The organism is Streptomyces camponoticapitis, assembly GCF_014646115.1.
Classification (GTDB): domain Bacteria; phylum Actinomycetota; class Actinomycetes; order Streptomycetales; family Streptomycetaceae; genus Streptomyces; species Streptomyces camponoticapitis.
The window spans coordinates 1-23,639 of the sequence record NZ_BMMV01000046.1 but is presented as its reverse complement, the minus strand read 5'-3'; the positions used below and the strand labels follow the sequence as shown (position 1 = coordinate 23,639).

Sequence of the window (23,639 nt, the reverse complement as noted above, 5' to 3'; positions counted from 1 at the left end):
AAGCCATGGTCACCCTCGCCTGCCTACAACTCTGGCTCCCATGACTTTGCGGACAGGCCCTAGGCCGCGACACCTTCGTAGCGGGGGGTCAGTACCTCGGAAAGCTGTGGTTGCGGGACGCCGAGACGTCTGCCTGGCATGTCCTGCTTGCTGGCCGTCGGACGTACGAGACTGAGGACGACCGCAAGCGATTTCTTCAGGCGTGGCGCGACGCCTGATCAGCCACCTCAACAGCCCCTTCTTCTGATCTGTGAAGAGGGAGTAGCGGGCCCTTCATGACCGGCTAGCGCCAGCCGATTCCTCTGCCCCGCCGACGGGTTGTAGACCCAAGTGGGCTGATGACGACCCGCGACAACAGCGGGAGACTTTGGTGATCACGAGTCGTCATCGGCCCCTGGGCCGGCTACTGGCAGCCTCCGATAAAGATCATGCGCGTGCTGGTATCGGGAAGGAGCTGGCCGACGTGGCGGGTGGGCGCTGGATCCGATACTGCATAGGGCGCCGCTTTTCGCGGGAGTGCGTCAGGGCAGGTAGGTCTTCTGCCATTCCACCGATGTCATGTTCAACGCGGCTTCGGCGAGTTCTTGGGCAGACGCGGTCTTGAGCTTCTGCAGGCTGCTGTCGATCCAGCCTTGGACGTTCGAGTAGCCCTGTTCCCGGTACTCGACGCCTTGGATGAGACATTCGAGCTTGTCCGCGTCGTGGGCGCAGATCACTTCGAGCGAGTCGCCGTTCTCGTATTCCTCGACGATGCGCTGGGCGCCCTCCCGTACCGCCGGGTGGGCCGCGGAGACCTGGTCCGCGGTGACTTTCTCGTTTGAGGCGGCGTCCAGGTAGCGGCGGCCGATGTGAGGGATGTCGCTGACGCGGGTCTCCTGCGTGTCGTGCCACAGGCCAAGGAGGGCCGTCTTCGCCGGGTCGGCGCCCTCCATCATGGCGAGTACCGAGCCGATGAGGGCGACGCGGAAGCTGTGTTCAGCGATCGTCTCGGGGTCCCTGACTCCGGCGATCCACCAACCACTCCGCTTGGCACGCTTGAGCATGCCCATCTCCAGCAGGAAGCCCGCGGTGCCCTTCGCCTGCCCTGCGTCATCGGCCATGTGGTGTGCCCTCCGGTCTGTCACGTTCGGTTCTCACCTAAAGCATGATGCTCGGCCGTCGGTTTCTACCTTGCTGTGAGGAGATCGGGCCTCGATCGAGGAGGAACACGTCCACCTCGGCTTCCGCCCACCTCGCCCGGCTTGGCACTTCTCATTCACGAATGGAGTGGGCTTGATCAAGAAGGTTCCTCTGGCCACTCGCGTTCGAGGATCGTATGTACGACGGAGTCGCGCCAAACACCGTTCTTCTGGATGTGTTCGCGGATCGTGTAGTCCTCACTCATCCCTGCGGTGAGCATGGTCTTCGCGGAGGCGGCATTAAGCGGTGAGCGTGCGCCCCAAATGCGGTGGAGGTTCAGGTCGTTGAATCCGAGGCCAAGGAGGAGTCGCACGGTCTCTACGCCGTAGCCGACGCCCCACTGGTCGGGGCGCAGCGCGAAGCCGATGGTGGCGGCGCGCTGTTGGTGGGGGTCGGTTGCGAGGCGTGCGAATCCGATTAGTTCGCTGCCGTCGCGTTCGACGACGGCGAGGGCGTACTCGGTGCGCGGCTCTGCGGTAGCCGATGCGATGGAGCGTTCGAGGATCTGGCCGACCTCGTCGCGAGAGCGCGGCTCGAACGACAGGTGCTCCGTCGCTTCACGGCTTCCGTAGATCGCGAAGACGGCGTCCGCGTCGTTGGTGGTGAACTCGCGGAGTTCCAGGCGTTCGAGGTGGCGACTGACCGGATACATGCCAGGTGACATTACTCGTAGCCTCCTAGCGGAGAAGTGCTGGTCGCACGGGCTGGAACATGGCGATCTCGGTGCTCAGGTCCCGCGCCACGGTGGCGTCGCGGCCGGCACTGCGGACGAGGGCGTCCCGTACGCGTTCGGCCGAGACCACGATGCCGTTGTTCCGGTGGCTGGGTGCCAGGTCGAGAACAGGGCGGATTGCCTCCGCCGCCCCGTCGAGGTCATCGGCGAACAGGCGGACGAGGGCCAGGTTGCACTGGGACCCGGCCTGATCGCCGAAGGCCCAGCCAGGGTCTTCGCGGTTGCTGAATCGCCGGACCGTCTCCTCGGCCTGGACGGCGAGTTGCGCGTCTCCGCGCCCGAGCAGCACCGCCGACTCGACCGTGTAGTAGCTCTGCTTGGCTTCCGGGTAGGTGAACAAGCCTCCCAGGGAGTCGAGATCGTCGAGGACGACCTGCTCCCGCAAGGTCTCCGCCCGCTCGTTCGCCGAGCGCACTGTTTGCTCGTCGCCGAGCAGGGCCGCCGCTCGCGCTTCGAGGCCCGGCAGCCAGACACAGACCGTTCCCCGCAGGGTGGCACTTTCGTGCATGCCTTTCCGCGCGTAGTGCAGCGCGTCCTCCGGCCTGTTCGCCCAGTACGAGATGAACGACTGGAGCCCGTCGACCAAGGCGACGAGTCCCGTGTGCTCGGACTGGCGCGCGCAGAAGCCGGCTGCCCGTGCCTGCATCATGGCGGTCCTCGCGTCCCCCATGTCGTGCGAGCCCTTGGCCATGAGGAAGGACAACACCGTGGCCATGAAGTGCAGGTCGCGAGTCTGCGACGGGCGAGCACGACCGCTCTCCATCAGCCGGAACGCCTCGTCCTGGGCTTGAGCCAGGTCCGCCCAGATCTCCGACAGGGGAACTCGCGGGTACGCCTCGGCGATTCGCTTCACCTCGTCGCTGAGGAAGCCGAGGGTTTCTTCTCCTACCTGGTCTCGTTCCGATCCCATGGCGAATTCCATCGCGCGGCGTGCGGCCATTGCACCCGTCCTTCTCATCTCGCGCAGCCCCGTGCCGATATCGGCACGGGTTTCGGTGTGTGGAGTGCCGGCCGGTGATACGAGGGCAGGCGTCTGCTCGTCAGGAGGGCCGGACCATAGCCGGTCGATACTGAGCCCGAACATGTGGACCAGTACCCGGCGCGGATCGACCTGCGGCTGCCGGGTCCCGTAGTACCAAGCCTGAAAGGTCTTGAGCGCCGGTTCAAGGGTCGCAAGCGACGGGTCCCCTTCGAGCTGGGACAACTCCTTGGCAGCCTGCTTGAACCGTGGCAGGAAGGCTCGGTAGTCCTGCCACTCCCTCTCATCGAGCAGGTGCCGGAATAGCGTGCGCATCGTGCCTCCCTATCCCGTACGTCCAGCACGTCACGGTGACCGACGGTAGAGCGTCTCCACCCTCAACATGCCCCTTTCCGGAGGTACTTAGCGGCATCGAGGTGATGCCGAGGAAAAGCCGAGAAATCTCCTCACTCTCGCGCCGAGGTCCGAGGAAGGAATGGGGCTAGAGCCGCGCCCGCCATGGTTGCCACGCTCTAAAACTCCTCGCTGCGAGTGCTCATCCGAACACTTAAAGCAAGATCGCCTTGCCGTCTTCGACGATGCCGGAGGATCCCCCGTGACGCCTGAGCACGATGCCCTGGCCTGTGCCGGTGTGGACGAGGGGGTTGTCCTGGCGCGGGCGACGTCGCGCGGTGTGATCCGGGCGCCGGGTTTACCGCAGTCCGGTGAGCCCGTGGGCCGGCCAGGCACTCGGGTGGTGCTCTACGCGTGCCATGAGCTGGGTGATCCGGTCGCGACGCTGCGGTTGCTGCGTACCCGTGCGCTGGACCGGGGGTGGGTGGTGCACGCGGAGCTGTACGACCTGTGCCCGTTGGCGGCGCGGAGTACGCAGCGGCCTCAGTGGCAGTTGGTGATGAAGCTCCTGACGCAGGGGGATGCGCAGGCGGTGCTGGTGCTCAAGGAGGCTCAGATAGAGCTGGAGCGCAGGCACCAGCTGGAGGTGCGCCGGCGGCTTGAGGTGGTCGGCGCCACGGCGCATTTCCTGCTGGAGCCGAGGAGGTCCCGCAGGGAGGTGCTCCGTCGTGGCGGGGGCTGAGGCGCCGGCCGAGGCGGGGGCGCGGTTCGTCCAGATGGCGTTCGCCGCCGAGGCCGCCCAGGTGCGTCTCGTGCGGGCCGCGGTCCGTGAACGGCTCGGCGCCTGGGGGCTGGAGGGCTTCGTCGATATGGCTCTGCTGGTCGCCGACGAGTTGGTGGCGAACGCCATTCAGCACGGGTGTGGGAGCAGCGACGACACGGTCACCGTGTCCGCCTGGTGCACGGTCGACGAGCTGCTGATCGAGGTCGGTGACCCGTCGCCGGTCCGGCCGCGCCGCAGGTGCGCGGGCGAGCGGGACGAGTCCGGTCGCGGACTTGAGCTTGTCGCGGCCGTGGTCGACCGGTGGGGCAGCGAAGCCGCCCCCGGCCGCCGTGGGAAGCGCGTGTGGATCGCATTCCGTACGACTCCGAAGGAGGCAGAGGCATGAATGCACCGGACACATCCACCGCACTCGTCCACCAGCCGGCCTGCCACGAGGGCGAGTTGGACAGTCCGGGCCGCTTCTCCGTCGATTCGTGTTCCGTCGGACGCCTCCTCGCGCGGCTGCATACGTCGTTCGTCGAGGATGAGGAGCTCGACGATGTGCTGAACGCGGTTCTCGACCCCGGTACGGCGCTGTCGATGGACGAGATGGAGAGGCTCGCTCCCCGGCTGCGGAAGATGTTCGGGCAGTTGGTGAGCATCGCGACGCAGTGCAACACCGCCCGTTCCGCTCATGAGTTGGCCGGTGTGGTGGGGCGCGTGCGGCAGCTCGGCGATCCGGAGCCCGGTGGTCTGGGTTCGGCACGGGGGCAGTTGCGGCTCTTGGCGCTGGCCGTCCTGGACGTGCTGGAGCTGGTGAGCGACGACGAACGGCACGTCGGTTCGGGGCCGGCCGCTCTGGGCGGGGTGCGCCCATGACGGAGCTGTTGCCCCGTACGTACTGGTGCCACCGCGGCTACCAGGGCCCGGTGCGCTTCAGGATCGCGCCGACCGGTATCACCGCTCCGTATCCGGGCCTGGCCGTCGACTGGATGCGGGAATCGGTCCGGGCGGCACTGCCCGGTCTGGGCCGGGAGAGCTTCGGCGCGGCCTGGGCCTGGCTCGGTGATCACCGGGCCGTGGCGCTGGCGGTGCAGGAGCTGCGCTGCGGCCGGCCGTATGCGTTCACGCTGCCCACCGAGGCGGGCTGCTGGAGCTGGACGGTGAGGGTCGTCTCCGTCCTGCCGCTCAGGGACCCCTGCCTCGCGTCCATCACACCGTCACTGCTGGCTACTTAGCCGCGTAAGGACCTCTTATGTGTATGCATCAGCCGCCGTGCCCGGCGGCCGTCGACTCCGACCGGGAGGCCGCGCACACGCTGTCCGTTCGCGCGGAGCAGGGGTGGAGCCTGCTATGCAACGGCGTCCTGCTGTTCGAGGACACCGGTGAACTGCTGCCCGACGGGCAGGTCATCGCCCCGCACCGGCCTCTTCCTTCGCCCCCTTCGACGCAGGTGAAGGGATTGGTCGCGGCATGACCGGGCGCTCTCACCCCCATCTCGCCGGCCCTGCGGGGCGGCGTACCCCATAGGCCCCGGCCTCGTCCGCCGCGCTGGTGCAGGAAGGGCATCGCGCGGTCGGGCGGGGCCGGATCAGAGGTCCGTCCGGCTGGACCCCATCGGTGGGGACGGTCGGCAGCCGGACGGGCCTCACCCCCATGGCGACCGAATCGGGTCAGGGTCGCACCCACCACCAGCCGGCAGGAGCAAGGATGCGCGCACGACGGAACGTGAAGAAGGGGAGCGCCTGGCGGCGCCGGACGTCGCACGCTCGGGATCTCGTCGTCGTGGCGTACGACGAGACCCGTGTCGGGGTGTTGCGGGCGCTGTCCCCGCGTCGTCGGCGCAGGGACCGCCTCCGGCACGCGGTACTCCTCGGGGTGCTCGCCGAGAACGCCACCCCGGACGCCGAGTCCGCCTTGTACGAGCGGATCTTCGGCGTCCCGGAGCCTGGCGCCTATGCGCCCCGCCACGGGCCTCTGCCGGACCAGACTCCCGCCCCCGGCCGCGCTGAAACCCCGTCGCGCGGCCGGGGCGCGAGCTCCACTCATCCGTTCACTCTTGAAAGGAAGCTCGCAGTGGAAATCAACGAATCCGACCTCTCCTCATTGAGGGGGTGCTCGCCGACGCGGTGGACTCCGCCGGCGTTACGGGGGCCGTGAGCCGGCGTCGCGATGATGAAGGCGAGTTTCTGGAGCTGCGGCTGATGGGCAGCAGACGGCTGCCGTTCGCCCTGACGACCGAAGCAGCCGCCGCGTGGCTGGAGGCGGCGGGAATTGACGCGACCGTCGACTACAGGGACGTCTACCTGGTGATCTCGCTGCGCGACGAGCGGACCGTGGATCAGTTGGTGGAGTGGCTGTTGAGGCCCTTGATGTACGCGGAGTCGGTGTGCGAGCGGCTGGGCGACGCGCTCGCCCCGCACCGGCTTCATCCGCAGTTGTCGCTCCCGGATTCGGGATCGATGGTTCTGGCTCTCCGTGACTCAGAGGCCCTCGGAGCAGCTGTCCGGCTGGGCGCGCTGCTGGGGGCCGGGGACATCGGCGAGGGTCTGAAGCTGCACCGGCCGGCGGGATGCGCAAGCTGGCCGCCCGGATGCGGCTCCTGTTGACCGGGGCCCTGGGGCGGGGTGTTCGCGTGCTGGCCGAGCCCGGCTGCGCGCATGAGCAGGACGAGCTCAGCATCTACCTGACGGTCGAGCAGGGCCTGCGGCTCGCCGGGAGGATTGCGGCCGAACCTGTCCGTGCAGAGCAGGAGGAACCCCCGTTCCCTATCGAAGAGACCCGCATCCCGCCGATCTGGATCTCGTCGGACCCGTGATCCGGTTGACGCTCGCAGGCGTCGCCCTCGGTATCGACCAGTTCGCCGCGCAGAACGCCGCGGCCTGGAGCACCGTCCGACTGATCACCCGCCGCCCGCTGGCGGGACTATCCCATCTGAGAGAGCTACGCACCCACGTCTGCATTCCGATGCCCCCGCGATTGCGGCGCCGCCCGCAAGGACTACCAGCCGCACTCCCTCATTGATTCGCTCATCGCCGCCGACGAACACCTCGGCTCCGGCCGGCCAGTCAGCGTGTCGCCCCTGGAGATCTCCCTCCTCGGCTTCCGCGCGCGGTCCAGCGGCAAGACCGGCTTTGCCGCGCTGGAGGCGATGCGCCGCGACCACCCCGTGCTGGTCCACGGCCTCTACACCTACCTCAGCGTCATGGCACTCGTCCCCGCCCTCATCACTGCCACCGCGATCGGTGGATGAACAGTCTCGACCACGCACATGAAGGAGGAACCAGTGTTAACTCCGCCTGTCTATCCGGACTTTGAGCACGCGTACCTGGATGTGCTCGGCCACCTCGTGGATGGGTCCGAGTACCGGAACGCGCCACGGGGGAACGCCGCCCGTGAGCGCATCGGGCTCAGCTTTCAGATCGCCGATCCGCGTGCGCGTCTTCCGTATCTGGCCGAGCGGAAGGTCAATCCGGTCTGGCACTTCGCCGAGGCCCTGTGGTACCTCGCCGGCCGCAACGACGTGGAGATGCTGGCGTACTACGCGCCGCATGTCCGGCAGTTCTCGCGTGACGGTCGGACGATGGGCGGCTCCGCGTACGGCTCGCGCATGTTCAACCCGGCCACGGCCGGCGACACCTCACCGTTCGACCGGGTCCTGGAGCTGCTGCGTACGGAGCAGGACAGCAAGCGGGGCCTGCTGCCGATCTTCACGGCCGATGAGCTGGCCGTGGTCGACAACCCCGACATGTCCTGCGTGGTCGCGCTGCATCTTCTCGTCCGGGAGGGCCAGCTGCACATGGTCTGCTACATGCGGGCCAACGACTGCGACCGTGGGCTGCTGTCCGACACGTTCTCCTTCACGATGATCCAGGAGTTCGCCGCCGTACAGCTCGGTCTCGAACTGGGCACCTACACCCATCACATCGGCTCGGCTCACGTCGGCGAGCGGGATGTCCCACGTATCAGGCGCGTGATCACGGAGGCCGAGCTGCGCACGCCGCGGCGACGGTTCCCGTTCCCGAAGATGCCGACCGGTACGTCGTCCTCGACCGTGGCCGACCTGCTCGTGCACGAGGAGCGGCTGCGTACGGGGCAGGGCCGGTTGACGCCGGTGGAGATCGTGACCCTGGGCTTCGACCCGTACTGGCAGCAGGTGCTGCTGCTGTTCGAGGTGCACCGGCAGATCCGCCACTGCCCGGCGGACCCGGTCGACGAGAGCGTGCTAGCCGCCCTGGACCCCGGGTTTCGTTGGCTGGTGGGTCACCGCTGGCCCAAGCGCATGCCAGATACGGGAGCGCGGTCATGACGTCGCCCCGGAGGCCGTCGTGGAGCGGCGGTGTGGTCGACGGCGTCGACTGGGACCGGTGGACGGTGATTCTCTGCAAGCCGGACTGCGCGGAGACCGGCCTCACGGACCAGGTCTTTGAGCGGATCGCCGCGTGCGGCGTCACTGTCCTCGGCAGGCTCGACCTGACCGCGAGGGCATGGCAGGCACACGTGCACTACTGGGACCTGCTGGTGGACGCCGACTGGTTCACCGGCCGCGACATCCCCGCCGCGCTCGATGCCCTGTACGCGGACAAGCCGGTGACCGTCGCCCTCGCCCACGGTGATGCCGGTATCCACGGCAGGGTGAGGGACCTGCTCGGTCATTTCGACCCCACGCAGGCCGCCAGGGGCACCATCCGCGGGGACCTGGGCCGCGACAGCCTGGAGGAGGCGCTCGCCGGCGGCCGGCTGGTGAACAACCTCGTGCACACCTCGGACGACCCCGACGCCGCGCGCCGGGACTTCGGGACCTGGTACGGCGCCCGCCGCCGGGGGCTGCTCACCCCGCCGGACCACCGCCCGCCCCACCAGCGTGCGGCAGCCGAGCACCCGCTCCGTCACACCCCCGACTGGAGGTCCACATGACCACTCCTGATGCCCCGTTACGCCGTGCTCTGCCCATCCTGTCCACCGAGAAGATCGGCGGACTCAAGCCGGAACTCGCCGATGTGATCGAGTACCGCAAGTCGGGGCTGTCGCTGAACTGGATCGTCGGCTGCCCGCTGGAGTGCGGGTACTGCGTCCGGCACCTCTTCGACAACTTCGAGATGAAGGTCCCACGGCGCCTGATGTCGGACGAGGAGGCCGTCGCCCGCCTCGTCGGACACCCGTACTTCCGGCCGCACAAGACGCCCGTCCAGCTCCTGAACCGGGCCACGGACCCCATGCTCCCCATCGTCAAGCCGCACGTGTTCAACGTGCTGCGGGCACTGGACGAACAGGGCCTGACCAACCACGTACTGATCATCACCCGGTGGCGCGTGACGCCCGAGGACTGCGCGATCCTCAACAGCTTCACCCACCTGCGCCTGACCGTCCTCGTCACCCACTCCAACATCGCCAACCCCGCGATCGAACCCGTCGACTCGACCATCGCCGCGCGCAGCCTGCGCACCCTGTACGAGCACGCCGAGCGCTACCGCACCGTCCTGTACTGGCGTCCGATCGTGCCCGGCCTCAACGACTCCACGGCCGACATCGAACGGGCACGGGAGTTGTCCCGGCACGCGCACGCGACCGTCTTCACCGGACTGTTCTTCCGCGAGGAGATCGCCTCCTACTACAAGGCGCACGGGCTGCCGATCCCTTATGACGAGACGGCGCGGCGGAAGATCATGCCCGAGGTCGCCGAGCAGCGGATCCTCGACGCCTTCCAACAGGACGGCACGTGGGGGGCGTTGTTCCGCAAGACGAGCTGCGGGGTCGCGTACGCGCACGGAGAGGCCGACTACAACGGTCACTTCGGTGTCCGGGAGTTGTGCGACATCTGCCCCGAGGACCAGATCGCACGATGCCAGGCGGCCTGGGTCAAGCCGGATCCGGTCATTGTCACGGCCGAAGCCCGAGCACTCGGTGCGACGGGTGTGGTGGAGGTCAACGACCGTGCCATCGTCGTGGAAGGACTGGACGAGCCGCCGCGCTACTTCCTCCAGCACGGCTTCGGCTACCAGTGCCACGACCGCACCAAACCCCATCACCACCGCCGGCACGGCCGGGCCCCCATCGGCTGGACGGCGGAGAACGGACCCACCCCCGCATGAACTTCTCCTCCTGGCCCCCGCTGCTCGTGGTCGACGTCGAGGGCAACGGCGCCAACCCGCCCGACCTCGTGGAGGTCGCCGCCCTCCCCGTACGCGAGGGACAGCCGGACACCGGCACGGCGGGTGCGTGGCTGACCAAACCCCGGCGCCCCGTGACCCCGTTCGCCGCCCGCGTCCATGGCCTGACGAACGAGCGCCTGGAAAACGAGCCGGGGTGGGAGGAGATCGCCGACCAGGTCCACTCGCTCATGGGCACCTCGTGGATCTGCGCGCACAACGCACATGTGGACCACCGGGTGCTGTCCGCGCACCTCCCGACGTGGCGGCCGGCCGGAGTTTTGGACACACTCCGCCTCGCCAAGGCCACCCGTCCCGGCCTGCCCAGGTACTCCCTTGATGCCCTGATCGAACATCTGCGGCCGGACCTGACCGCGGCGCCCGCACACCGGCACCGCGCGACGTTCGACGCCTACGCCACGGCCCAGCTCCTGATCCTCATGGCCGACCACTACGACACCTGGGACCAGCTCGTCGCCGCGGCCGTGCCGCCCGGCCTGCCTGGAGCCCCGGAACCAGATAAGGACCCCACCCTGTGGTGACCACCCCTCAGCCCATCCGGATCGGCGTCATGGGCACCCATTCCACCGGCAAGACCACTCTGCTCAGGCGCATCGAGATGGAGCTGCGCGGTCACGGAATCCCCGTGGCCCGTACCGGCCGCCTCGGGAAACGAGCCGCATTCGCCGGCCTGCCGAAGATGCAGCACCACACGGCTGCCTCCACCGAGTGGGTCATCGCCCAGGGCATCGCCGACGAGATCGCGGCCACCCGCCCCAACCCCGAACCGATCCAGGTCGTCCTCGCCGACCGGGCAGTCTGGGACGCCCTCGCTTACTTCCACGCCGCCGAGCAGTGGCGCCAGGAGACCCCTGACCCGCCGGAGCGTGAGCGGTTGCGGCTCCTGGCTTCCACTCAGGCGCCGAAGTACGACGTGCTTCTGGCCACGGTCCTCGACGAGACACTGCCGGTCGAGAACAAGCACGACTACGACGCCCGGTACCGCGCCCTGGTCGATCACCACACGCACGCGCTCCTCGCCGAAGACGAGATCCCGCACCAGCGCGTCACCAGCGACCCCGACAACCAGGCCCGTGCCGTCGAGCACGCGCTCCAGCTCTGCCTCAACCAGACGACAGCGTGAGCGCTCCGACGCCGGCAAGGTGGCCGCTTCCGAAGGAGACGGGCAGTGAGTGACCGAACCCGCCAGGTCCTGTACGTGGCGATGCTCGCCGGTCTGATGGCCGTGTTGTGCGTCGGCATCTTGACGCGGTAGGCGAAGGTGGACCGGACGTGGAACCGCGGCCTGTGCTGGCGCTGCGAGGACGATGGAGTGCCCGTGCTGTGGCTCGGCCCCGTACAGAGCGCGGAAGCCGGCGACGCCCCGTTCTTCTGCTGCGCGCCCTGCGTGCGGCGCCTGGAAGCGCTGGTGAGTTCGTACAACCGCCGTGGTGTCGTCGTGGATGAGAACCCGGTCACGTCGATGTTCGCCCGGACGTACGGAGCGTAGGCGCGCGATCCGGCCACCACGCCGAAGCGCTGGCGCTCGTCCCTCTTTTGGAAGCGACGAAGAACGGGCGGGTCACTGGGGGCAGGGAGGAGCCCGACCGGCTGCGGCGCCGCACAAGTTCGCCGGGGGCAGACGGGAAAGCTGCGGAACGACTGGCCAACGGTTTCAGAAGCATGTCAACGTAGACGACCTTCCCTCAAACTCCCAAGTTGGAGGGGTGGTTGCTCGTGACCATAGTTCCGGATGTCCCTGGCCGTTGAACTCTGCAGCCATCCCGTTCCGTTTCGGAACACGAAGGGCGTTCCGTCTCGGAACACCGAGTGAACGGTGTGGCCGTTCACTGAGTGAACGGTAGAGAGCCTCAATAGGCACGAGGGAAATGCGCCACCGTCCACTTGCGCGCCAATCGGAAATGGGTGGCGGTGATCTCCACAAACACGTTCAGAATCTGAACGGTCGCCGCGCTCAGCCACTGAGCACACCTCCCGTTCAGATTCTGAACAGGGAGGTCCGTCCCTGGAGCCAGGCACATGGTGCTGCGGCATGCCTCGCACGTGAGATCCGACTCGGCCATCTGCGGCAGGAGATCCCGAGTCGGGCGACTGGGCCGTCATTGGCGCGCTGCGCCGCCGGCGTCATCTACGTCCGTACACCTAGCCCTGGAGGCGCCCCCTGCACCCCGAGTTCCCGCTCGAACCGCCCACCCCGCCGGGCGACTTGGCCGCGTTCTGGGTCGGTCCCCGGTATCTGGCCGGTGACGACGGAAAGCTCTACGAAACGGTGGCCGACACGCTCAACAGCCTCGGCTGGGCGAGCCTGACGGTCGTCCGAGGACGGCAGGAGCCGGACGAGGCGCCACAGGACCGCCAAGTTCTACGCAGTACCGTCCTGCACATCAGCCACGTTGCGCTGGGCCCAGTGGGTCCTGGCGGACGAGCCGTTTCTCCTGGGAGATCTTCCGGTCGCCTGGCAGATCTCCGCCCGTACGGACACCGGCTGCGCGCTTGCGGAGTGGTCGGCCTACTTCACTCCGGACGTTCCCGGGGAAGCCGTGGCCGACTTCCTCGTCGCACTCGACGCGCTCGACCAGCCCGCCATTACGCTCGGCGGCCCCGAGCTGGTCCTCGACGCCGTCACCGAGCACGGCTGGCTCCGGGACATCGACCACCCCCGTGCCGGAGCGACGGACCCGATGTTCACCACGTGCCTCGGCCTCGGTGAGGTGCCGCCCCTCATCCAGGACGGTGACCCGCGTGCGCTCACCGTCGCGGAGGACGAAGCAGGTGCGACCGGGTGGCAGGCGTGGGCCGAACCCGCGCTCGGCGCACCGTACTTGTGGGCAGCGTCTTTCTCGGCGAGCGTGCCGCACGACCTCGTCGCGGCCTTCGCCGCCTCTCTCAGCTCCACCGCGCCGGTCCTACGCCACGTGCTGCCCGAAAGCACCAAGGACCGGCTCCTACGCGCCCCCGCTGATTGAGGGGCGGGCGCCCAACGAGGGACGAGGGGACCGGTGCCAGCCGTTCTCCTCCGCCAGCCTCACACTTGGGAGTCGCCCCTCGTCAGCTTGGACTGAACTGCCCACCAGGCTAGGCACGTTCACGCTCGAAGGCGTTCGGCATCCGCCCCGACGAGGAGTGCCCAGCGCCCTGTCGCCGTCGGCCGATCCGGCGGGACCCAGACCCGTCCGCGCGCGAGCACGGCCCTTCTCTCAACTGAGGCTCAGATCCCTGTAACGATCACGCTCAGTGGGCCCGTGGGCACCGTAATTAGGCCCGGCCTTGTGACGCTCGTCACCAAAGAGCGAGCAAAGAGCATGGTAGGACTGCACAAATCCGTTTCCCGGAAGTTCACTTTCCGGCGGCGGTTTCACCGGTGCGCACCGGTACGTATCACAGGGTGAGTCCGGTCCGGGTCCGCGGACCGGACTCACCCTTGACGGTCCCGGACATGGCTGTCTCCCCCTTGCCTGCCCCCACCCGGCGTGCCCTTCCGCGCCGGCCTGCGCTCCCGAGGTAGCCAGATGTCTCTTGATTCATTCACCGAGTCGGTCGACGACTCCGTCAGCGGTTTCTTCGAACCGATCGCCTCCTGGCTCGGGGAGGTCGTGTTCTACGCGGTTCCCGTCGGGGGCACGGATCTGCCGTTGATCGTTGCCTGGCTGGTGATCGCGGGTCTCGTCTTCACCGGCTGGTTCGGGTTCGTACAGTTCCGCCGGTTCCGGCTCGCCGTCAATGTGGTGCGAGGTAAGTACGACGACAAGTCGGCGGCCGGTGAGGTGAACCACTTCCAGGCGCTGACGGCGGCCGTCTCCGGCACCGTGGGGCTGGGGAACATAGCCGGCGTCGCGGTCGCGGTCAGCATCGGCGGTCCCGGGGCGACGTTCTGGATGATCCTCTGCGGGCTGCTCGGCATGGCCAGCAAGTTCGTCGAGGTCACCCTCGGCGTGAAGTACCGGGAGGTGCACGCCGACGGCACTGTCTCCGGCGGGCCCATGCACTACCTGCCCAAGGGCTTCGCGGAACGGTTCGGCAGCCGCGGCGCGCGGTTCGGCAAGGTCCTCGCGGTTCTCGCCTCGGCGATGATCCTCTTCTTCGGCCTCTTCGGCGGCAACCTGTTCCAGGTCAACCAGAGCTACGCGCAGCTGGTGTCGGTCACCGGCGGCGAGGACGGCGCCATGGGTTCCTCGGCGGGCGCCCTGTTCTTCGGCGTACTAGTGGCGGCGCTCGTCGGAATCGTCCTGCTCGGCGGTATCCGCTCGATCGCCTCGGTCACCAGCCGACTGGTCCCCGCCATGGCCGGCATCTACATCGCCGCCTGCCTCGTCGTCATCCTCGTCCATGTCGGTGAGGTGCCCTCCGCCGTCGCCACCATCGTCGAGGGTGCCTTCAACCCCGAGGGAGTCGCGGGCGGCGTGCTTGGCGCGCTCATCATCGGTTTCAAGCGTGCCGCGTTCTCCAACGAGGCCGGTCTGGGGTCCGCGCCGATCGCCCACTCGGCCGTCAAGACGAAGCACCCCGCCAGCGAGGGCCTGGTCGCCCTGCTGGAGCCGTTCATCGACACCGTGATCATCTGCACCATGACGGCCCTCACGATCGTGATCGCCAACCCCGCGAGCTGGGCCGAGGCCCGCACCGGCGAGGAGATCGGCGGCGTGACGATCACCTCCGACGCCTTCGAGACCGTGCTGCCCTGGTTCCCGTACATCCTCACCGTCGCGGTGATGCTCTTCGCGATCTCTACGGTCCTGACCTGGGGCTACTACGGCCTCAAGGCGTGGTCGTACCTCTTCGGCCGCAGCAGGACCAGTGAGATCACGTACAAGGTGATCTACACCCTGTTCGCCGTCGCCGGCTCGCTGCTCACCCTGCAGACCCTGATCGACATGGCCGACGCCGTGCTGTTCACGCTGGCCGTCATCAACATCATTGGTCTGTACTTCCTCGCCCCGGTCGTGAAGAAGGAACTGGAGACGTTCCTGGCCTACGTACGCCGGCACGACAGCGGTGCGGAGCCGGACAGGGACGAAGCGAAGACGCCGGCCGTCTCCGAATCCTGACCCTCACCGTCTTCCGGCGCGGTCGGCCCCTGGCAGGGTGCCGGCCGCGCCTTGTCTGTTCTCCAGGAGCCGCCGTGGCTCCTACCGGCCGGTTGTGCCGCGGCGGACGGCTTCGGCCACCAGGGTGCTGATGCGCTGGGGGGCCTCGTCCGTTGCCAGGTGTCCGGTGCCGGGCAGGACGTGCACACGGGTGTGAAGGCCGCGGGTGGTGGGGATGCGCAGGCGTGCGGGCGGGAGGAAGATGTCGTGCTCTCCGGTGGCGACGAGGTTGACCGTGTTCCTGGCCTGTGCGACGGCATGGGGCGGCAGTGGTGCGGGGGCAAGGCTGGAGCGGCAGTTTCTGGCGACCAGGGTCATCCATGCGGCGAGTTCCGCTCCCGGCGTGCTGTGCGGCCCCGACATCATCCGCAGCAGGCGCGTGGAGCGGTTGTCGGTGGGGCGCAACAGCCAGGGCAGGGTTGCCGACAGGACGCGCCTGTCGACTGAAAGCCGTGCCAGGCCGGCGGGGGATATCAGGACTCTGCCACGGACCAGCGGGGAGTCGCAGGCCAGGGCGATACCGCCGCCGAGTGAGTGCCCGACCAGAATGGCGGGCCGGCCCACGGCCTGGTCCAGGATGTCGCCCAGCCACTGCCCGTAGAAGGGGAGACGGTGTCGGGACGGCCGGTTCGGGGAGCTGAGGCCGGGCTGTCCGGGCACGTCGAGGAGGTAGGTGGTCCAGTGCCGGGCGAGTTCGGTCGCCAGGACGAGACTGGTCGCGGCGTTGAAGTTCGTGCCGGGTAACAGGACCACCGCCGGGGCGCCGGAGGGCCGTTGGGCGTCTTCGTTCGCCACTACGAGGTGGGTCGGGCCGGCTCGGGTGCTGATCTCCGCCGTGCGGTGCACGGCCGGCCACTGACTGATGCGGGTCGTGCACCAGTCGCGGATTTCTTGATGGGCTTCGGCACTGCGGTATAGGGAGGCCACCGTGTCATCGTCCCAGACGGCTTCTTGACGGTACGGATCCACGGCTCGCTCCACCACCGTCACTGGGCCGACTGCACGGGGTGCACGGATCAGCGGGTGCGGATAGCGTGTCAGTAACGCGTCAAGAGATGCGCTGGAGTGCCGGGAAGTCTGGTCGGCGACACGGGAGAACTGTGTCCGCTCGCTGGCCGACTCCGGAGGTCTCCCGAATGCGCCGTACCCCTGATGAGGGTTCACCGTTTCTCGGAGTGCTGCCTTGGCGCGAGCGGAAGGCAGTGGCCCAAGCGCTGCGGACCGAGACGGTCGGCGGCATGGTGCTTCTGACGGCGGCGCTGGCCGCGCTCCTGTGGGCGAACTCCCCATGGAGCGAGAGCTACATGTCGGTGCGCGAGGCGCACTTCGGAATCGGCGCGCTGGGCCTGGACCTTTCAGTGGGGCACTGGACGGCGGACGGGCTGCTCACCGTGTTCTTCCTCGTGGCGGGCATCGAGCTGAAGCGTGAGCTGGTGGCCGGTGAACTGCGTACACCCGCCGCGGCGGCACTGCCGGTGGTGGCAGCGGTGTGCGGGATGGCGGTACCCGCCGCTCTGTACGTCGCGGTCGCCTCCGCGGGGGGCGGCTCCCTGTCCGGCTGGGCGGTGCCGATGGCGACGGACATCGCGTTCGCACTGGCGGTCCTGGCCGTCCTCAGTACCCATCTGCCGTCCGCGATGCGGGCGTTCCTGCTCACGCTGGCCGTGGTCGACGATCTCGGCGCGATCCTCGTCATCGCGGTCTTCTTCACCAGCGACCTCAACCTGCTCGCGCTGGGCGGGTCGGCGGCCGGGCTGGTCCTGTTCTACGTACTGCAACGCCTGCGGGTGCGCGGCTGGTGGTGGTACGTCCCCCTGGGCATAGCCATCTGGGCGCTGATGTACAACGGCGGCGTCCACGCGACCGTGGCTGGAGTGGCGATGGGACTCATCCTGCGCGCCACCCCCGACGACGGCACCGGGGGCCACGAGCAGGAGCCGACCTCACCAGGGGCACGCACCGAGCACCTGCTGCGCCCCTTCTCCGCCGGCGTCGCAGTCCCCTTGTTCGCCCTGTTCGCCGCCGGGGTCAGCGTGTCGGTCTCCTCGATGGGGGAGGTGTTCACCCGGCCCGAGCCGCTGGGCGTCATCGTGGGCCTGGTCGTCGGCAAGATCGTGGGGATCTTCGCCGGCACGTACCTCGCCGTGCGCTTTACCCGGGCCCGCCTCAACCCCGACCTCGCCTGGGCGGATGTATTCGCGCTCGCCGCGCTGGCAGGGATCGGGTTCACCGTGTCGCTGCTGATCGGGGAACTCGCCTTCCCCGACCCCGCACAAGCCGGGCATGCCAAGACCGCCGTCCTGGTCGGCTCCCTGATCGCCGCCCTTTTCGCAGTGCTGCTGGTCAAGCGGCGCGACCGCATCTACCGACGGCTGTGCGAGGAGGAGAACCGTGACGACGACCTGGACGGTATCCCCGACATCTACCAGCGCGAACCGGACGGTACGACATGAGGTGGCGTAGCGGCCGTCTGCCCGTAGCCGGTGCCTGGCTGCTGGTCGCGGCCGTGGCCGTCGGCGCCGGAGTGTGGCCTGAACCCGTCTGGCTGAAGATCGTGCTCCTGATCGCAGCTGCCGCCGCGCTGCGTCTGGCCCTGACAGGTATCTGGCCGAAGATGCGCAGCACACAGTCCTCCGTCCCGGTTCCCGGCGGGAGACGGGTGCGTGTCCGGCTGTACGGCGAGATCGACGCCGTCAACGCCGAGCGCTACGCCCGCGACATGAAGGAGGCGCTGGGCCCGGACACCGCGGTTCTGGAGATCGACATGTCCCGAGTCGATCACGTCAGCCGCACCGGCACCCCGGCACTGTTCGACACCGTCTCCGCGGCCCGCCGGGCAGACGTGCGGGTCATCGTCAGCCATGCCAGCCAACCGGTGCGCACCATGCTGCACAGCGTCGGCCTCGACCGATTCGTCGAATACAACGGCTCACCTCTCCCGTGAACCGCGCGAGCATCACGACGGGCCGCTGGATCTGAGGGCGTCACGCTGCGCGCGACGGACAACACCGGGGCGGAGGAACACGTGGGTGCGCAGGAATCATCCGAGGGGCACCTCGACCGCTATGCCCGGCTGCTGCCGGACATAGCGGCCACCGGGCGCCGACTCACCCGCGACGAACACGAATCCCATAGGGCCGCAGGGAAACAGGTCGCCGATGCGCACGGCCATCATGCTGACGGTGACGATGGCGTCCGACCGCCCCGGCCACCATGCCGGGAACCAGAGTCGCGGTCAGGGCCGCAGCCCAGTCAGGTACAGGCGGGACGCCGGTCAGGGCGAGGTGTCAGGATGCCTGTCCATGAGCGCACCGAACGCAACATCCGCCAGTGGCAGCCGGCTTCTCGTCGTGGACGACGAGCCGGCCATGCTCAGGTCCTCGTCGGCATCGTCGAGGGCGCGCTCGCCGAGGCCGCCCAGTACACGCGCGAGCGCTCGCGCCCCTGGCCGGCGAGCGGGCTAACCGTCGACGACCCGCACATCCTCGCCGGGTACGGGGAGCTCGACGCGACACTCCGCGCGACACGCCTCCTGGCCGACGACGCGACCCGCGCCTTCGCGGACGCCGACGCCCGAGGTCTCGCCCTGACCTCGGCCGAACGCGGCCGTGCCGCGCTGACGATCTCAGCCGCGAAGGTGATGTCCTCCCGTACAGCGACCGAGGCGACCAGCCGTATCTTCGAACTCACCGGCGCCCGGGCGACGACACGATCCTCCGGCCTCGACCGGTTCTGGCGCGACGCCCGCACCCTCACCCTGCACGACCCCCTCGTATACAAGGCCCAGGAACTCGGCACCTCCCTCCTCACCGGCGAGGTCCCACCGATAACGGCGTACAGCTGAGGCTGGCGGGGCCGTGCGGAGGGCTCACCGACGGCAAGTTACGCGCAGTGGGGTGCCCGGCCGAGAGCGGCCAGTCCGCCGCTCTGGATCTCATCGACCGAAACCCCGGCGGAGAGGCGCCTCCGGCACTTTGAACGCCCGGTAACGCATGTCGTCGATATCTGGTGGCAACCCGTCAACCGGCCGTAGCATGAGGGTGCTTCGGAGTGTTCGAAGCGACAACCGAATACGTGCGTGCCTGGGGGAAGCCGGTGGGAATCCGGCGCTGACCTGCAACCGTGTGCGGCCCGTCCGGGCCGCGAGTCGGGGAACCCGGGTGCGCGACGTGAACTGCTTCCCACTGTCATGGCCTACAGCGCGAAGCCCGCAGCACACCGAACTGCTTGCCCCCGCCGCGCGTCGCGCGGACGGACGGGACAGCGGGCGGCCGGCGGCGGCGCGGGCGGCAGACCGTCCCGTACCAGGAAGGCACCTCCGTGTACCTGAAGGCCGCCCGCCGCACCCTCGTTCCCGTCGCCGTACTCGGCCTCGGTCTCACCTCCGCCCCCGCCGTCGCACAGCAGCAGCCGCACAGCGCGGCCTCGACGAACACCGCCGTCAAGGTGACCACGCGGTCATCACACTGGAGCTGCTGTGGCGGGGGCACCTCCAGGCGCTGGGTGAGATGAACGGTGCGCAGCGGCCGACGTATCAGCGGGTGTTCGGGGATCCGCTGAACTGGGTGCGGATCCGGTTGGGGCACCGTTCGGCGACTACGACGGCCCTTTACCTGCACACGCTTCAGGAGCTGGAGATGCGTACGCGGCTGGAGCTGGTGCCCGAGGGGGCGTGGGAGCCGGCCGGGTTCAGTCCGGAGGACTGGTCCGAGGCCGGGGCGGTGGCAGCGTGAGTGACCGGCCTGAGCGGGGGCGCGGTGCCGCGGTCCCTGGGGGGGGCTACGAGCCGCCGCCCACCGTTGCTCTGCCGCAGGACGGCGGCAGTCCGGTGGTGCGGTTTGTCGGGGAGGACGGGCGTGAGCGTGACTTCCGGTTTTGCGAGCTGCCGCTACAGGGGGATCGGCCCGGCCGGGGGACGGCGCACTCAGCGGGCCGCGACCGGTCACTGGCAGACGATCCGCAGGTTCCTCCGTGTGCTGGAGCGGCTCGCGGAGGCTGGAGGAGCCGCGGGTGCGGCATGTCGAGCGCTACCGGATGGTCCGTTTGGAGACGGTGGGTCCCAAGACGGCGCGTAAGAGCGTGCAGGACGTCCTTCTGCTGCTGCGCGATGTTCCCGGCCAGGATCGCCTGGAGCGCACGCTGCACGAGTTCATGGGGCAGCGAGGGCACGGGATCGACGCTCAGGAGACCAGCCCGCCGGGGTACTCCGACCGGGAGTTCGCGGCCATCATGGCGGCGGCGCGGTCCGATGTCGTCGCGATTCGCGACCGGATCTCGGCCGGAGAGAGGCTGCTTGCCCTTTCCCGCGAGGACCCGGAGCTCCTGGAGACGACGGAGCGCGAGCGCGCGCGACGGCTGGAGACCATGGCCCGGACCGGGCGGGCCCAGGTGGACTACAGCGGCCTCCTTGTGGGCGAGTATCCGGCGGCCGGTTACGCGCAGGCCGGGCAACTGTTCGTGGTGGACAGGGACCTCGCCCCTCTGATGGTCTATGCGGCCGGGCTGAGCGGCCGGAACCCGGAGACGATCAAAGAGCTACCGGCCGAACACCGCGTGCTGGAGGAGAAGGCGGTCGTGGTGACGCTGACGAAGCGGCGCCGGGGAAAGGCCAACTCCTGTACCACGGTGCACTGGAGCGTCGCCCCCGACCCGGCGCGCCGGCTACGGGCGACCGGCAGTTTCTACCTGCTGCTGCACCGGATGATGGAGCGGAGCAGGGCGTTCTCCGGCACGTCGTCCCTGTGGTCGATCTGGGCCGGCAACGGGCGTGGCGCCGCCGCGAACGCGAGCACCGCCGGGCACATCGGGCCGTTCGACGCGGAGCTCGCACGCAAGCTGGGGCTCGGGTCGTGGGCGGCCGGCCACCACCTCGTCGACGACGAGGGAGGTCCGTTGCAGATGCGGCTGACGCGGATGAAGAAGACCGTCGAGGTCCGCACGGCCAAACAGACGGGCGGTCATCTGCCCTCGTTGCGGCTGACCAAAACCGCGCAGACGTCGTTCGCGCACTACCTGCGCGGAGATCCGTTCGTCGCCGAGTGGGCGGCCGAGGTCCTCACCGAAGCGATCACCGAGGCGGAGGAGAGCGCCCGCGACATTGTTCTGTGGCCCGCGGGTGCAGTCGCGCCGGTGGATGACCAGGTCCGCCGGCGGGCGGAGACAGGTGACCTGGTCACGCTCGCCAGCTCCTGTCTGGACATCGACCACCACCCGGAACACGGCGGGCGCTGCCGGGAGTCGTCCCTGACCTGCCTGCGGTGTCCGAACGCGCTGGTCCTGGAGCGGCATCTGCCGATGCTGCTGGCCCTGGCCGAAGCACTGCGGGCCGATCTGGACAAGCGTGACGCGGCCCAGTGGGCCGCCCGCCACGGCGTGATCTGGCAGATCATCACCCACGGCATCCTGCCCCGCTTCAGCCCGGGCGCGACCTTGAGGTAGCGGAGGCTTCCAGGTCGTGCTGGGTACGCAAGAGTTCGCTGGGCGGGCGGTTGCCCGATCGTGATGAACAAGGCCGGTGACGGCGAGTTCGCGGGTGGCCCTGCTGAAGACGCCCCCCGGACGATGGCGCCGAGCATCACACCGTCCTGCTTAAACGCGGCGATCTCGGTGTCGAAGGCGAAGGAGATCTCGAACGCCGACGTCTCGCCTCCGCGGCAGGCGAGACGAAGGCGCCCAGGAGGTCGGGTTGAGGTCGGGCGAGAACTTCAGCAGCAACTCGCCCCGTCCTCACCGGCCCTCGGGACCAGCGGTACAGCCGCCGGTGTCCAGCACTTGATCCCTGCCGGCGGCTGCGGATCTCAACACCCGGAAGGGGCCGGAACTGGAGCCGTTCACGAAGAGGGGCGGACACCGCGCACCAACCCACTCGCCAACCGCGTCCCCATCCTTACCGGGTAATACAGTTGACCAGCGTTGCGTCTTCCTGCACGCCGGGACGGACATGTCACAGCTCCTGGGGGAGGAACTTGTCCAGGGTGATGGGCAGGTCGCGGACGCGTACGCCTGTTGCGTGGTAGACCGCGTTGGCGATGGCGGCGGCCGCGCCGACTACGCAGACCTCTCCGAGTCCCTTGGTGCCGAGCGGGTTGGTATAGGGGTCGACCGAGTCGATCCAGTGGGCTTCGACGGAGCCGATGTCGGCGTTCGCGGCGAAGTGGTAGCTGGCCAGGTCGTGGTTGACGATCTGGCCGATCCGGTTGTCGACCACGCCTGCTTCGTGCAGGGCCATCGAGATGCCCTGGGTCATGCCGCCGATGAGTTGCGACCTGGCAGTCTTGGGGTTCACGATGCGGCCCGCGTCGAAGACGCCGACCATGCGGGGGACGCGGACCGTCCCGGTTTCCTCGTGAATCCGTACCTCCGCGAAGTGGGCCGCGAAGGAGTACATCTCGTACCGTGAGGCATAAGGGTTGGCGGGCGAGTCCACCGTGATGTCCAGTCCCTGTTCCGGGATCGTGCCACGGTGCTCCTGTTCGAGGAGTCGTCGCGCCTCCCGCGTCGCCGCGACGATGGACGCGCCCCAGCTGCTGATTCCCGAAGAGAAGCCGGCGGCCGAGGCCGACGGCGCGTCGGTGTCGCCGATCCGCATCGTCACCGCTTCGATGTCGGCTTCGAGACCGTCGGCCGCGATCTGGGTGAGGGCGGTCCAGGTTCCGGTGCCGATGTCGGCGGCTGCGATCGACACGGTGTATCGGCCGTCGGGGGTGGCCTGGATCCGAGTGGCGTTGCCCGGCAGCTGGGGTGCCATGTGCAATCCGGCTGCCACCCCGGTGCCGATGAGCCAGCCGTTCTCCCGCCGGGACCTCGGCTCGGGGTCGCGGTAGTCCCAGTCCACGATCCGGGCCCCCTCGCGCAGGCACTCCACGACGCGGCGGCTGGAGAACGGCTTGCCGGATTCGGGGTGCGCCTGCGGCTCGTTGAGGATCCGGAACTCCACCGGGTCCATGCCGAGTTCGATCGCCATCTCGTCCATCGCGGACTCCAGGGCGAACATGCCCTGCGTCTCGCCGGGGCCTCGCATGATGGTCGGCACGGAGAAGTCGAGCGGCAGGAGCCGGTGCGTGGTGCGCCGGTGCGGCGCGGCCCACATCGTGCGCGAGCACACGGCGATCTGCTCGGCGTATTTCTTGCTACGGGCGGTCTGCTGCACGGAGTCGTGGGCGATCGCGGTGAGCCGTCCGTCCCGGTCGGCGCCCAGTTGCAAGCGGTGCCGGCTGGGGGCCCGGTATCCGGTCATGAAGAACATCTGCTGACGGGCGAGCGCGAGCTTGACCGGGCGGCCAACAACCTTCGCGGCCAGCGCGGGCAGGACGGCGTAAAACTGAGGGAACGTCTTCGAGCCGAAAGCGCCGCCGACGTGCGGGGAGATGACCCTGACGTTCTCCGGCGGTAGTCCGAG

26 protein-coding genes, 1 pseudogene and 1 riboswitch are annotated in these 23,639 nt (G+C 68.7%); of the genes and pseudogenes, 22 read left to right on the top strand and 5 right to left on the bottom strand.

Features of this window, described 5'->3' with window-relative positions; genetic code table 11:
* Nucleotides 1-521: 521 nt before the first annotated feature.
* From IEY79_RS36565 to IEY79_RS36555, 3 genes are all read right to left on the bottom strand, one after another.
* Complete coding sequence (locus IEY79_RS36565) at nucleotides 522-1,100, bottom strand: HD domain-containing protein (protein ID WP_189111975.1); 579 nt, start codon at nucleotides 1,098-1,100, stop codon at nucleotides 522-524.
* Between the two features lie 176 nt (nucleotides 1,101-1,276).
* Entirely contained in the window at nucleotides 1,277-1,831 is a 555-nt protein-coding gene (locus IEY79_RS36560; RefSeq protein WP_189111974.1) for a GNAT family N-acetyltransferase, read from the bottom strand.
* Nucleotides 1,832-1,856: 25 nt separating this feature from the next.
* Nucleotides 1,857-3,206 (bottom strand): hypothetical protein, encoded by a 1,350-nt coding sequence (locus tag IEY79_RS36555; RefSeq protein ID WP_229701439.1) that lies wholly within the window; start codon nucleotides 3,204-3,206, stop codon nucleotides 1,857-1,859.
* Between the two features lie 280 nt (nucleotides 3,207-3,486).
* Between IEY79_RS36555 and IEY79_RS36550 the strand changes: the two genes are divergently transcribed.
* The 16 genes and pseudogenes from IEY79_RS36550 (at nucleotide 3,487) to IEY79_RS36475 (ending at nucleotide 15,202) form a co-directional block, all read left to right on the top strand.
* The gene (locus IEY79_RS36550; protein ID WP_189111973.1) at nucleotides 3,487-3,966 is read left to right on the top strand and encodes a recombinase family protein; all 480 of its coding nucleotides are present in this window, start codon (nucleotides 3,487-3,489) and stop codon (nucleotides 3,964-3,966) included.
* Entirely contained in the window at nucleotides 3,953-4,393 is a 441-nt protein-coding gene (locus tag IEY79_RS36545) for an ATP-binding protein (protein WP_229701438.1), read from the top strand. Before IEY79_RS36550 ends, IEY79_RS36545 begins: the two co-directional genes overlap by 14 nt.
* The gene (locus IEY79_RS36540) at nucleotides 4,390-4,866 is read left to right on the top strand and encodes a DUF6415 family natural product biosynthesis protein (RefSeq protein ID WP_189111972.1); all 477 of its coding nucleotides are present in this window, start codon (nucleotides 4,390-4,392) and stop codon (nucleotides 4,864-4,866) included. The genes IEY79_RS36545 and IEY79_RS36540 overlap by 4 nt, the downstream gene beginning before the upstream one ends.
* Nucleotides 4,863-5,225 carry a hypothetical protein gene (locus IEY79_RS36535; protein WP_229701437.1) on the top strand — a complete coding sequence of 121 codons (363 nt, stop codon included), beginning with the start codon at nucleotides 4,863-4,865 and terminating at the stop codon, nucleotides 5,223-5,225. Before IEY79_RS36540 ends, IEY79_RS36535 begins: the two co-directional genes overlap by 4 nt.
* A 17-nt stretch (nucleotides 5,226-5,242) precedes the next feature.
* Nucleotides 5,243-5,464 carry a DUF5999 family protein gene (locus IEY79_RS36530; RefSeq protein ID WP_189111971.1) on the top strand — a complete coding sequence of 74 codons (222 nt, stop codon included), beginning with the start codon at nucleotides 5,243-5,245 and terminating at the stop codon, nucleotides 5,462-5,464.
* Nucleotides 5,465-6,191: 727 nt separating this feature from the next.
* Nucleotides 6,192-6,596, top strand: coding sequence for a hypothetical protein (locus IEY79_RS36525; protein ID WP_189111970.1), 405 nt, complete (start codon nucleotides 6,192-6,194; stop codon nucleotides 6,594-6,596).
* Nucleotides 6,597-6,622: 26 nt separating this feature from the next.
* The gene (locus tag IEY79_RS36520) at nucleotides 6,623-6,805 is read left to right on the top strand and encodes a hypothetical protein (protein WP_189111969.1); all 183 of its coding nucleotides are present in this window, start codon (nucleotides 6,623-6,625) and stop codon (nucleotides 6,803-6,805) included.
* A 255-nt stretch (nucleotides 6,806-7,060) separates the two neighbouring features.
* Nucleotides 7,061-7,240, top strand: coding sequence for a hypothetical protein (locus IEY79_RS36515; protein WP_189111968.1), 180 nt, complete (start codon nucleotides 7,061-7,063; stop codon nucleotides 7,238-7,240).
* Nucleotides 7,241-7,273: 33 nt separating this feature from the next.
* Nucleotides 7,274-8,296 (top strand): thymidylate synthase, encoded by a 1,023-nt coding sequence (locus IEY79_RS36510; RefSeq protein ID WP_229701436.1) that lies wholly within the window; start codon nucleotides 7,274-7,276, stop codon nucleotides 8,294-8,296.
* Nucleotides 8,293-8,904, top strand: coding sequence for a nucleoside-diphosphate kinase (locus tag IEY79_RS36505; RefSeq protein ID WP_189111966.1), 612 nt, complete (start codon nucleotides 8,293-8,295; stop codon nucleotides 8,902-8,904). Before IEY79_RS36510 ends, IEY79_RS36505 begins: the two co-directional genes overlap by 4 nt.
* On the top strand, nucleotides 8,901-10,079 hold the full coding sequence (locus tag IEY79_RS36500; RefSeq protein WP_189111965.1) for a radical SAM protein: 1,179 nt from the start codon (nucleotides 8,901-8,903) through the stop codon (nucleotides 10,077-10,079). Before IEY79_RS36505 ends, IEY79_RS36500 begins: the two co-directional genes overlap by 4 nt.
* Entirely contained in the window at nucleotides 10,076-10,678 is a 603-nt protein-coding gene (locus IEY79_RS36495) for a 3'-5' exonuclease (protein WP_189111964.1), read from the top strand. The genes IEY79_RS36500 and IEY79_RS36495 overlap by 4 nt, the downstream gene beginning before the upstream one ends.
* Nucleotides 10,675-11,280 carry an AAA family ATPase gene (locus IEY79_RS36490; RefSeq protein WP_229701435.1) on the top strand — a complete coding sequence of 202 codons (606 nt, stop codon included), beginning with the start codon at nucleotides 10,675-10,677 and terminating at the stop codon, nucleotides 11,278-11,280. Before IEY79_RS36495 ends, IEY79_RS36490 begins: the two co-directional genes overlap by 4 nt.
* A gap of 195 nt (nucleotides 11,281-11,475) precedes the next feature.
* Nucleotides 11,476-11,646 (top strand): hypothetical protein, encoded by a 171-nt coding sequence (locus IEY79_RS36485; protein ID WP_189111979.1) that lies wholly within the window; start codon nucleotides 11,476-11,478, stop codon nucleotides 11,644-11,646.
* Between the two features lie 672 nt (nucleotides 11,647-12,318).
* Nucleotides 12,319-13,123, top strand: a pseudogene (locus IEY79_RS36480) (SPDY domain-containing protein).
* A gap of 543 nt (nucleotides 13,124-13,666) precedes the next feature.
* On the top strand, nucleotides 13,667-15,202 hold the full coding sequence (locus IEY79_RS36475; RefSeq protein WP_189111962.1) for an alanine/glycine:cation symporter family protein: 1,536 nt from the start codon (nucleotides 13,667-13,669) through the stop codon (nucleotides 15,200-15,202).
* Between the two features lie 81 nt (nucleotides 15,203-15,283).
* On the opposite strand, the gene IEY79_RS36470 is transcribed toward IEY79_RS36475, so the two are convergent.
* Nucleotides 15,284-16,036 carry an alpha/beta fold hydrolase gene (locus tag IEY79_RS36470; RefSeq protein WP_189111961.1) on the bottom strand — a complete coding sequence of 251 codons (753 nt, stop codon included), beginning with the start codon at nucleotides 16,034-16,036 and terminating at the stop codon, nucleotides 15,284-15,286.
* A 341-nt stretch (nucleotides 16,037-16,377) separates the two neighbouring features.
* Here IEY79_RS36470 and nhaA point away from each other — a divergent pair, with 341 nt between their 5' ends.
* From nhaA to IEY79_RS36440, 6 genes are all read left to right on the top strand, one after another.
* A complete protein-coding gene (gene nhaA / locus IEY79_RS36465; protein WP_189111960.1) occupies nucleotides 16,378-17,694 on the top strand; it encodes a Na+/H+ antiporter NhaA in 1,317 nt (438 codons plus the stop codon).
* Nucleotides 17,691-18,185, top strand: coding sequence for an STAS domain-containing protein (locus IEY79_RS36460; RefSeq protein ID WP_189111959.1), 495 nt, complete (start codon nucleotides 17,691-17,693; stop codon nucleotides 18,183-18,185). The genes nhaA and IEY79_RS36460 overlap by 4 nt, the downstream gene beginning before the upstream one ends.
* A gap of 348 nt (nucleotides 18,186-18,533) precedes the next feature.
* A complete protein-coding gene (locus IEY79_RS36455; RefSeq protein WP_189111958.1) occupies nucleotides 18,534-19,085 on the top strand; it encodes an acyl-CoA dehydrogenase family protein in 552 nt (183 codons plus the stop codon).
* 241 nt (nucleotides 19,086-19,326) lie between these two features.
* Nucleotides 19,327-19,399, top strand: a riboswitch (cobalamin riboswitch).
* Nucleotides 19,400-19,468: 69 nt separating this feature from the next.
* Nucleotides 19,469-19,753 carry a hypothetical protein gene (locus tag IEY79_RS36450; protein ID WP_189111957.1) on the top strand — a complete coding sequence of 95 codons (285 nt, stop codon included), beginning with the start codon at nucleotides 19,469-19,471 and terminating at the stop codon, nucleotides 19,751-19,753.
* Nucleotides 19,750-19,974, top strand: a complete 225-nt coding sequence (locus IEY79_RS36445; RefSeq protein ID WP_189111956.1) for a hypothetical protein — start codon at nucleotides 19,750-19,752, stop codon at nucleotides 19,972-19,974. The genes IEY79_RS36450 and IEY79_RS36445 overlap by 4 nt, the downstream gene beginning before the upstream one ends.
* A gap of 277 nt (nucleotides 19,975-20,251) precedes the next feature.
* Nucleotides 20,252-21,679: a hypothetical protein gene (locus tag IEY79_RS36440; protein WP_189111955.1), complete on the top strand. Its 1,428-nt coding sequence runs from the start codon at nucleotides 20,252-20,254 to the stop codon at nucleotides 21,677-21,679.
* 505 nt (nucleotides 21,680-22,184) lie between these two features.
* Here IEY79_RS36440 and IEY79_RS36435 read toward each other — a convergent pair.
* Nucleotides 22,185-23,639 (bottom strand): xanthine dehydrogenase family protein molybdopterin-binding subunit (locus IEY79_RS36435; RefSeq protein ID WP_189111954.1); only part of this gene is annotated, 1,455 nt, incomplete at its 5' end.

What these genes read in the sequence shown, in the direction of transcription:
- IEY79_RS36505 (WP_189111966.1), top strand. Translation starts at nt 8,293, where the DNA reads ATGACGTCGCCCCGGAGGCCGTCGTGGAGCGGCGGTGTGGTCGACGGC.
- IEY79_RS36555 (WP_229701439.1), bottom strand. Translation starts at nt 3,206, where the DNA reads ATGCGCACGCTATTCCGGCACCTGCTCGATGAGAGGGAGTGGCAGGAC.
- IEY79_RS36500 (WP_189111965.1), top strand. Translation starts at nt 8,901, where the DNA reads ATGACCACTCCTGATGCCCCGTTACGCCGTGCTCTGCCCATCCTGTCC.
- IEY79_RS36460 (WP_189111959.1), top strand. Translation starts at nt 17,691, where the DNA reads ATGAGGTGGCGTAGCGGCCGTCTGCCCGTAGCCGGTGCCTGGCTGCTG.
- IEY79_RS36530 (WP_189111971.1), top strand. Translation starts at nt 5,243, where the DNA reads ATGTGTATGCATCAGCCGCCGTGCCCGGCGGCCGTCGACTCCGACCGG.
- IEY79_RS36495 (WP_189111964.1), top strand. Translation starts at nt 10,076, where the DNA reads ATGAACTTCTCCTCCTGGCCCCCGCTGCTCGTGGTCGACGTCGAGGGC.
- IEY79_RS36445 (WP_189111956.1), top strand. Translation starts at nt 19,750, where the DNA reads ATGAACGGTGCGCAGCGGCCGACGTATCAGCGGGTGTTCGGGGATCCG.
- IEY79_RS36525 (WP_189111970.1), top strand. Translation starts at nt 6,192, where the DNA reads ATGGGCAGCAGACGGCTGCCGTTCGCCCTGACGACCGAAGCAGCCGCC.
- IEY79_RS36455 (WP_189111958.1), top strand. Translation starts at nt 18,534, where the DNA reads ATGCCTGTCCATGAGCGCACCGAACGCAACATCCGCCAGTGGCAGCCG.
- IEY79_RS36560 (WP_189111974.1), bottom strand. Translation starts at nt 1,831, where the DNA reads ATGTATCCGGTCAGTCGCCACCTCGAACGCCTGGAACTCCGCGAGTTC.
- nhaA (WP_189111960.1), top strand. Translation starts at nt 16,378, where the DNA reads ATGCGCCGTACCCCTGATGAGGGTTCACCGTTTCTCGGAGTGCTGCCT.
- IEY79_RS36475 (WP_189111962.1), top strand. Translation starts at nt 13,667, where the DNA reads ATGTCTCTTGATTCATTCACCGAGTCGGTCGACGACTCCGTCAGCGGT.
- IEY79_RS36540 (WP_189111972.1), top strand. Translation starts at nt 4,390, where the DNA reads ATGAATGCACCGGACACATCCACCGCACTCGTCCACCAGCCGGCCTGC.
- IEY79_RS36535 (WP_229701437.1), top strand. Translation starts at nt 4,863, where the DNA reads ATGACGGAGCTGTTGCCCCGTACGTACTGGTGCCACCGCGGCTACCAG.
- IEY79_RS36565 (WP_189111975.1), bottom strand. Translation starts at nt 1,100, where the DNA reads ATGGCCGATGACGCAGGGCAGGCGAAGGGCACCGCGGGCTTCCTGCTG.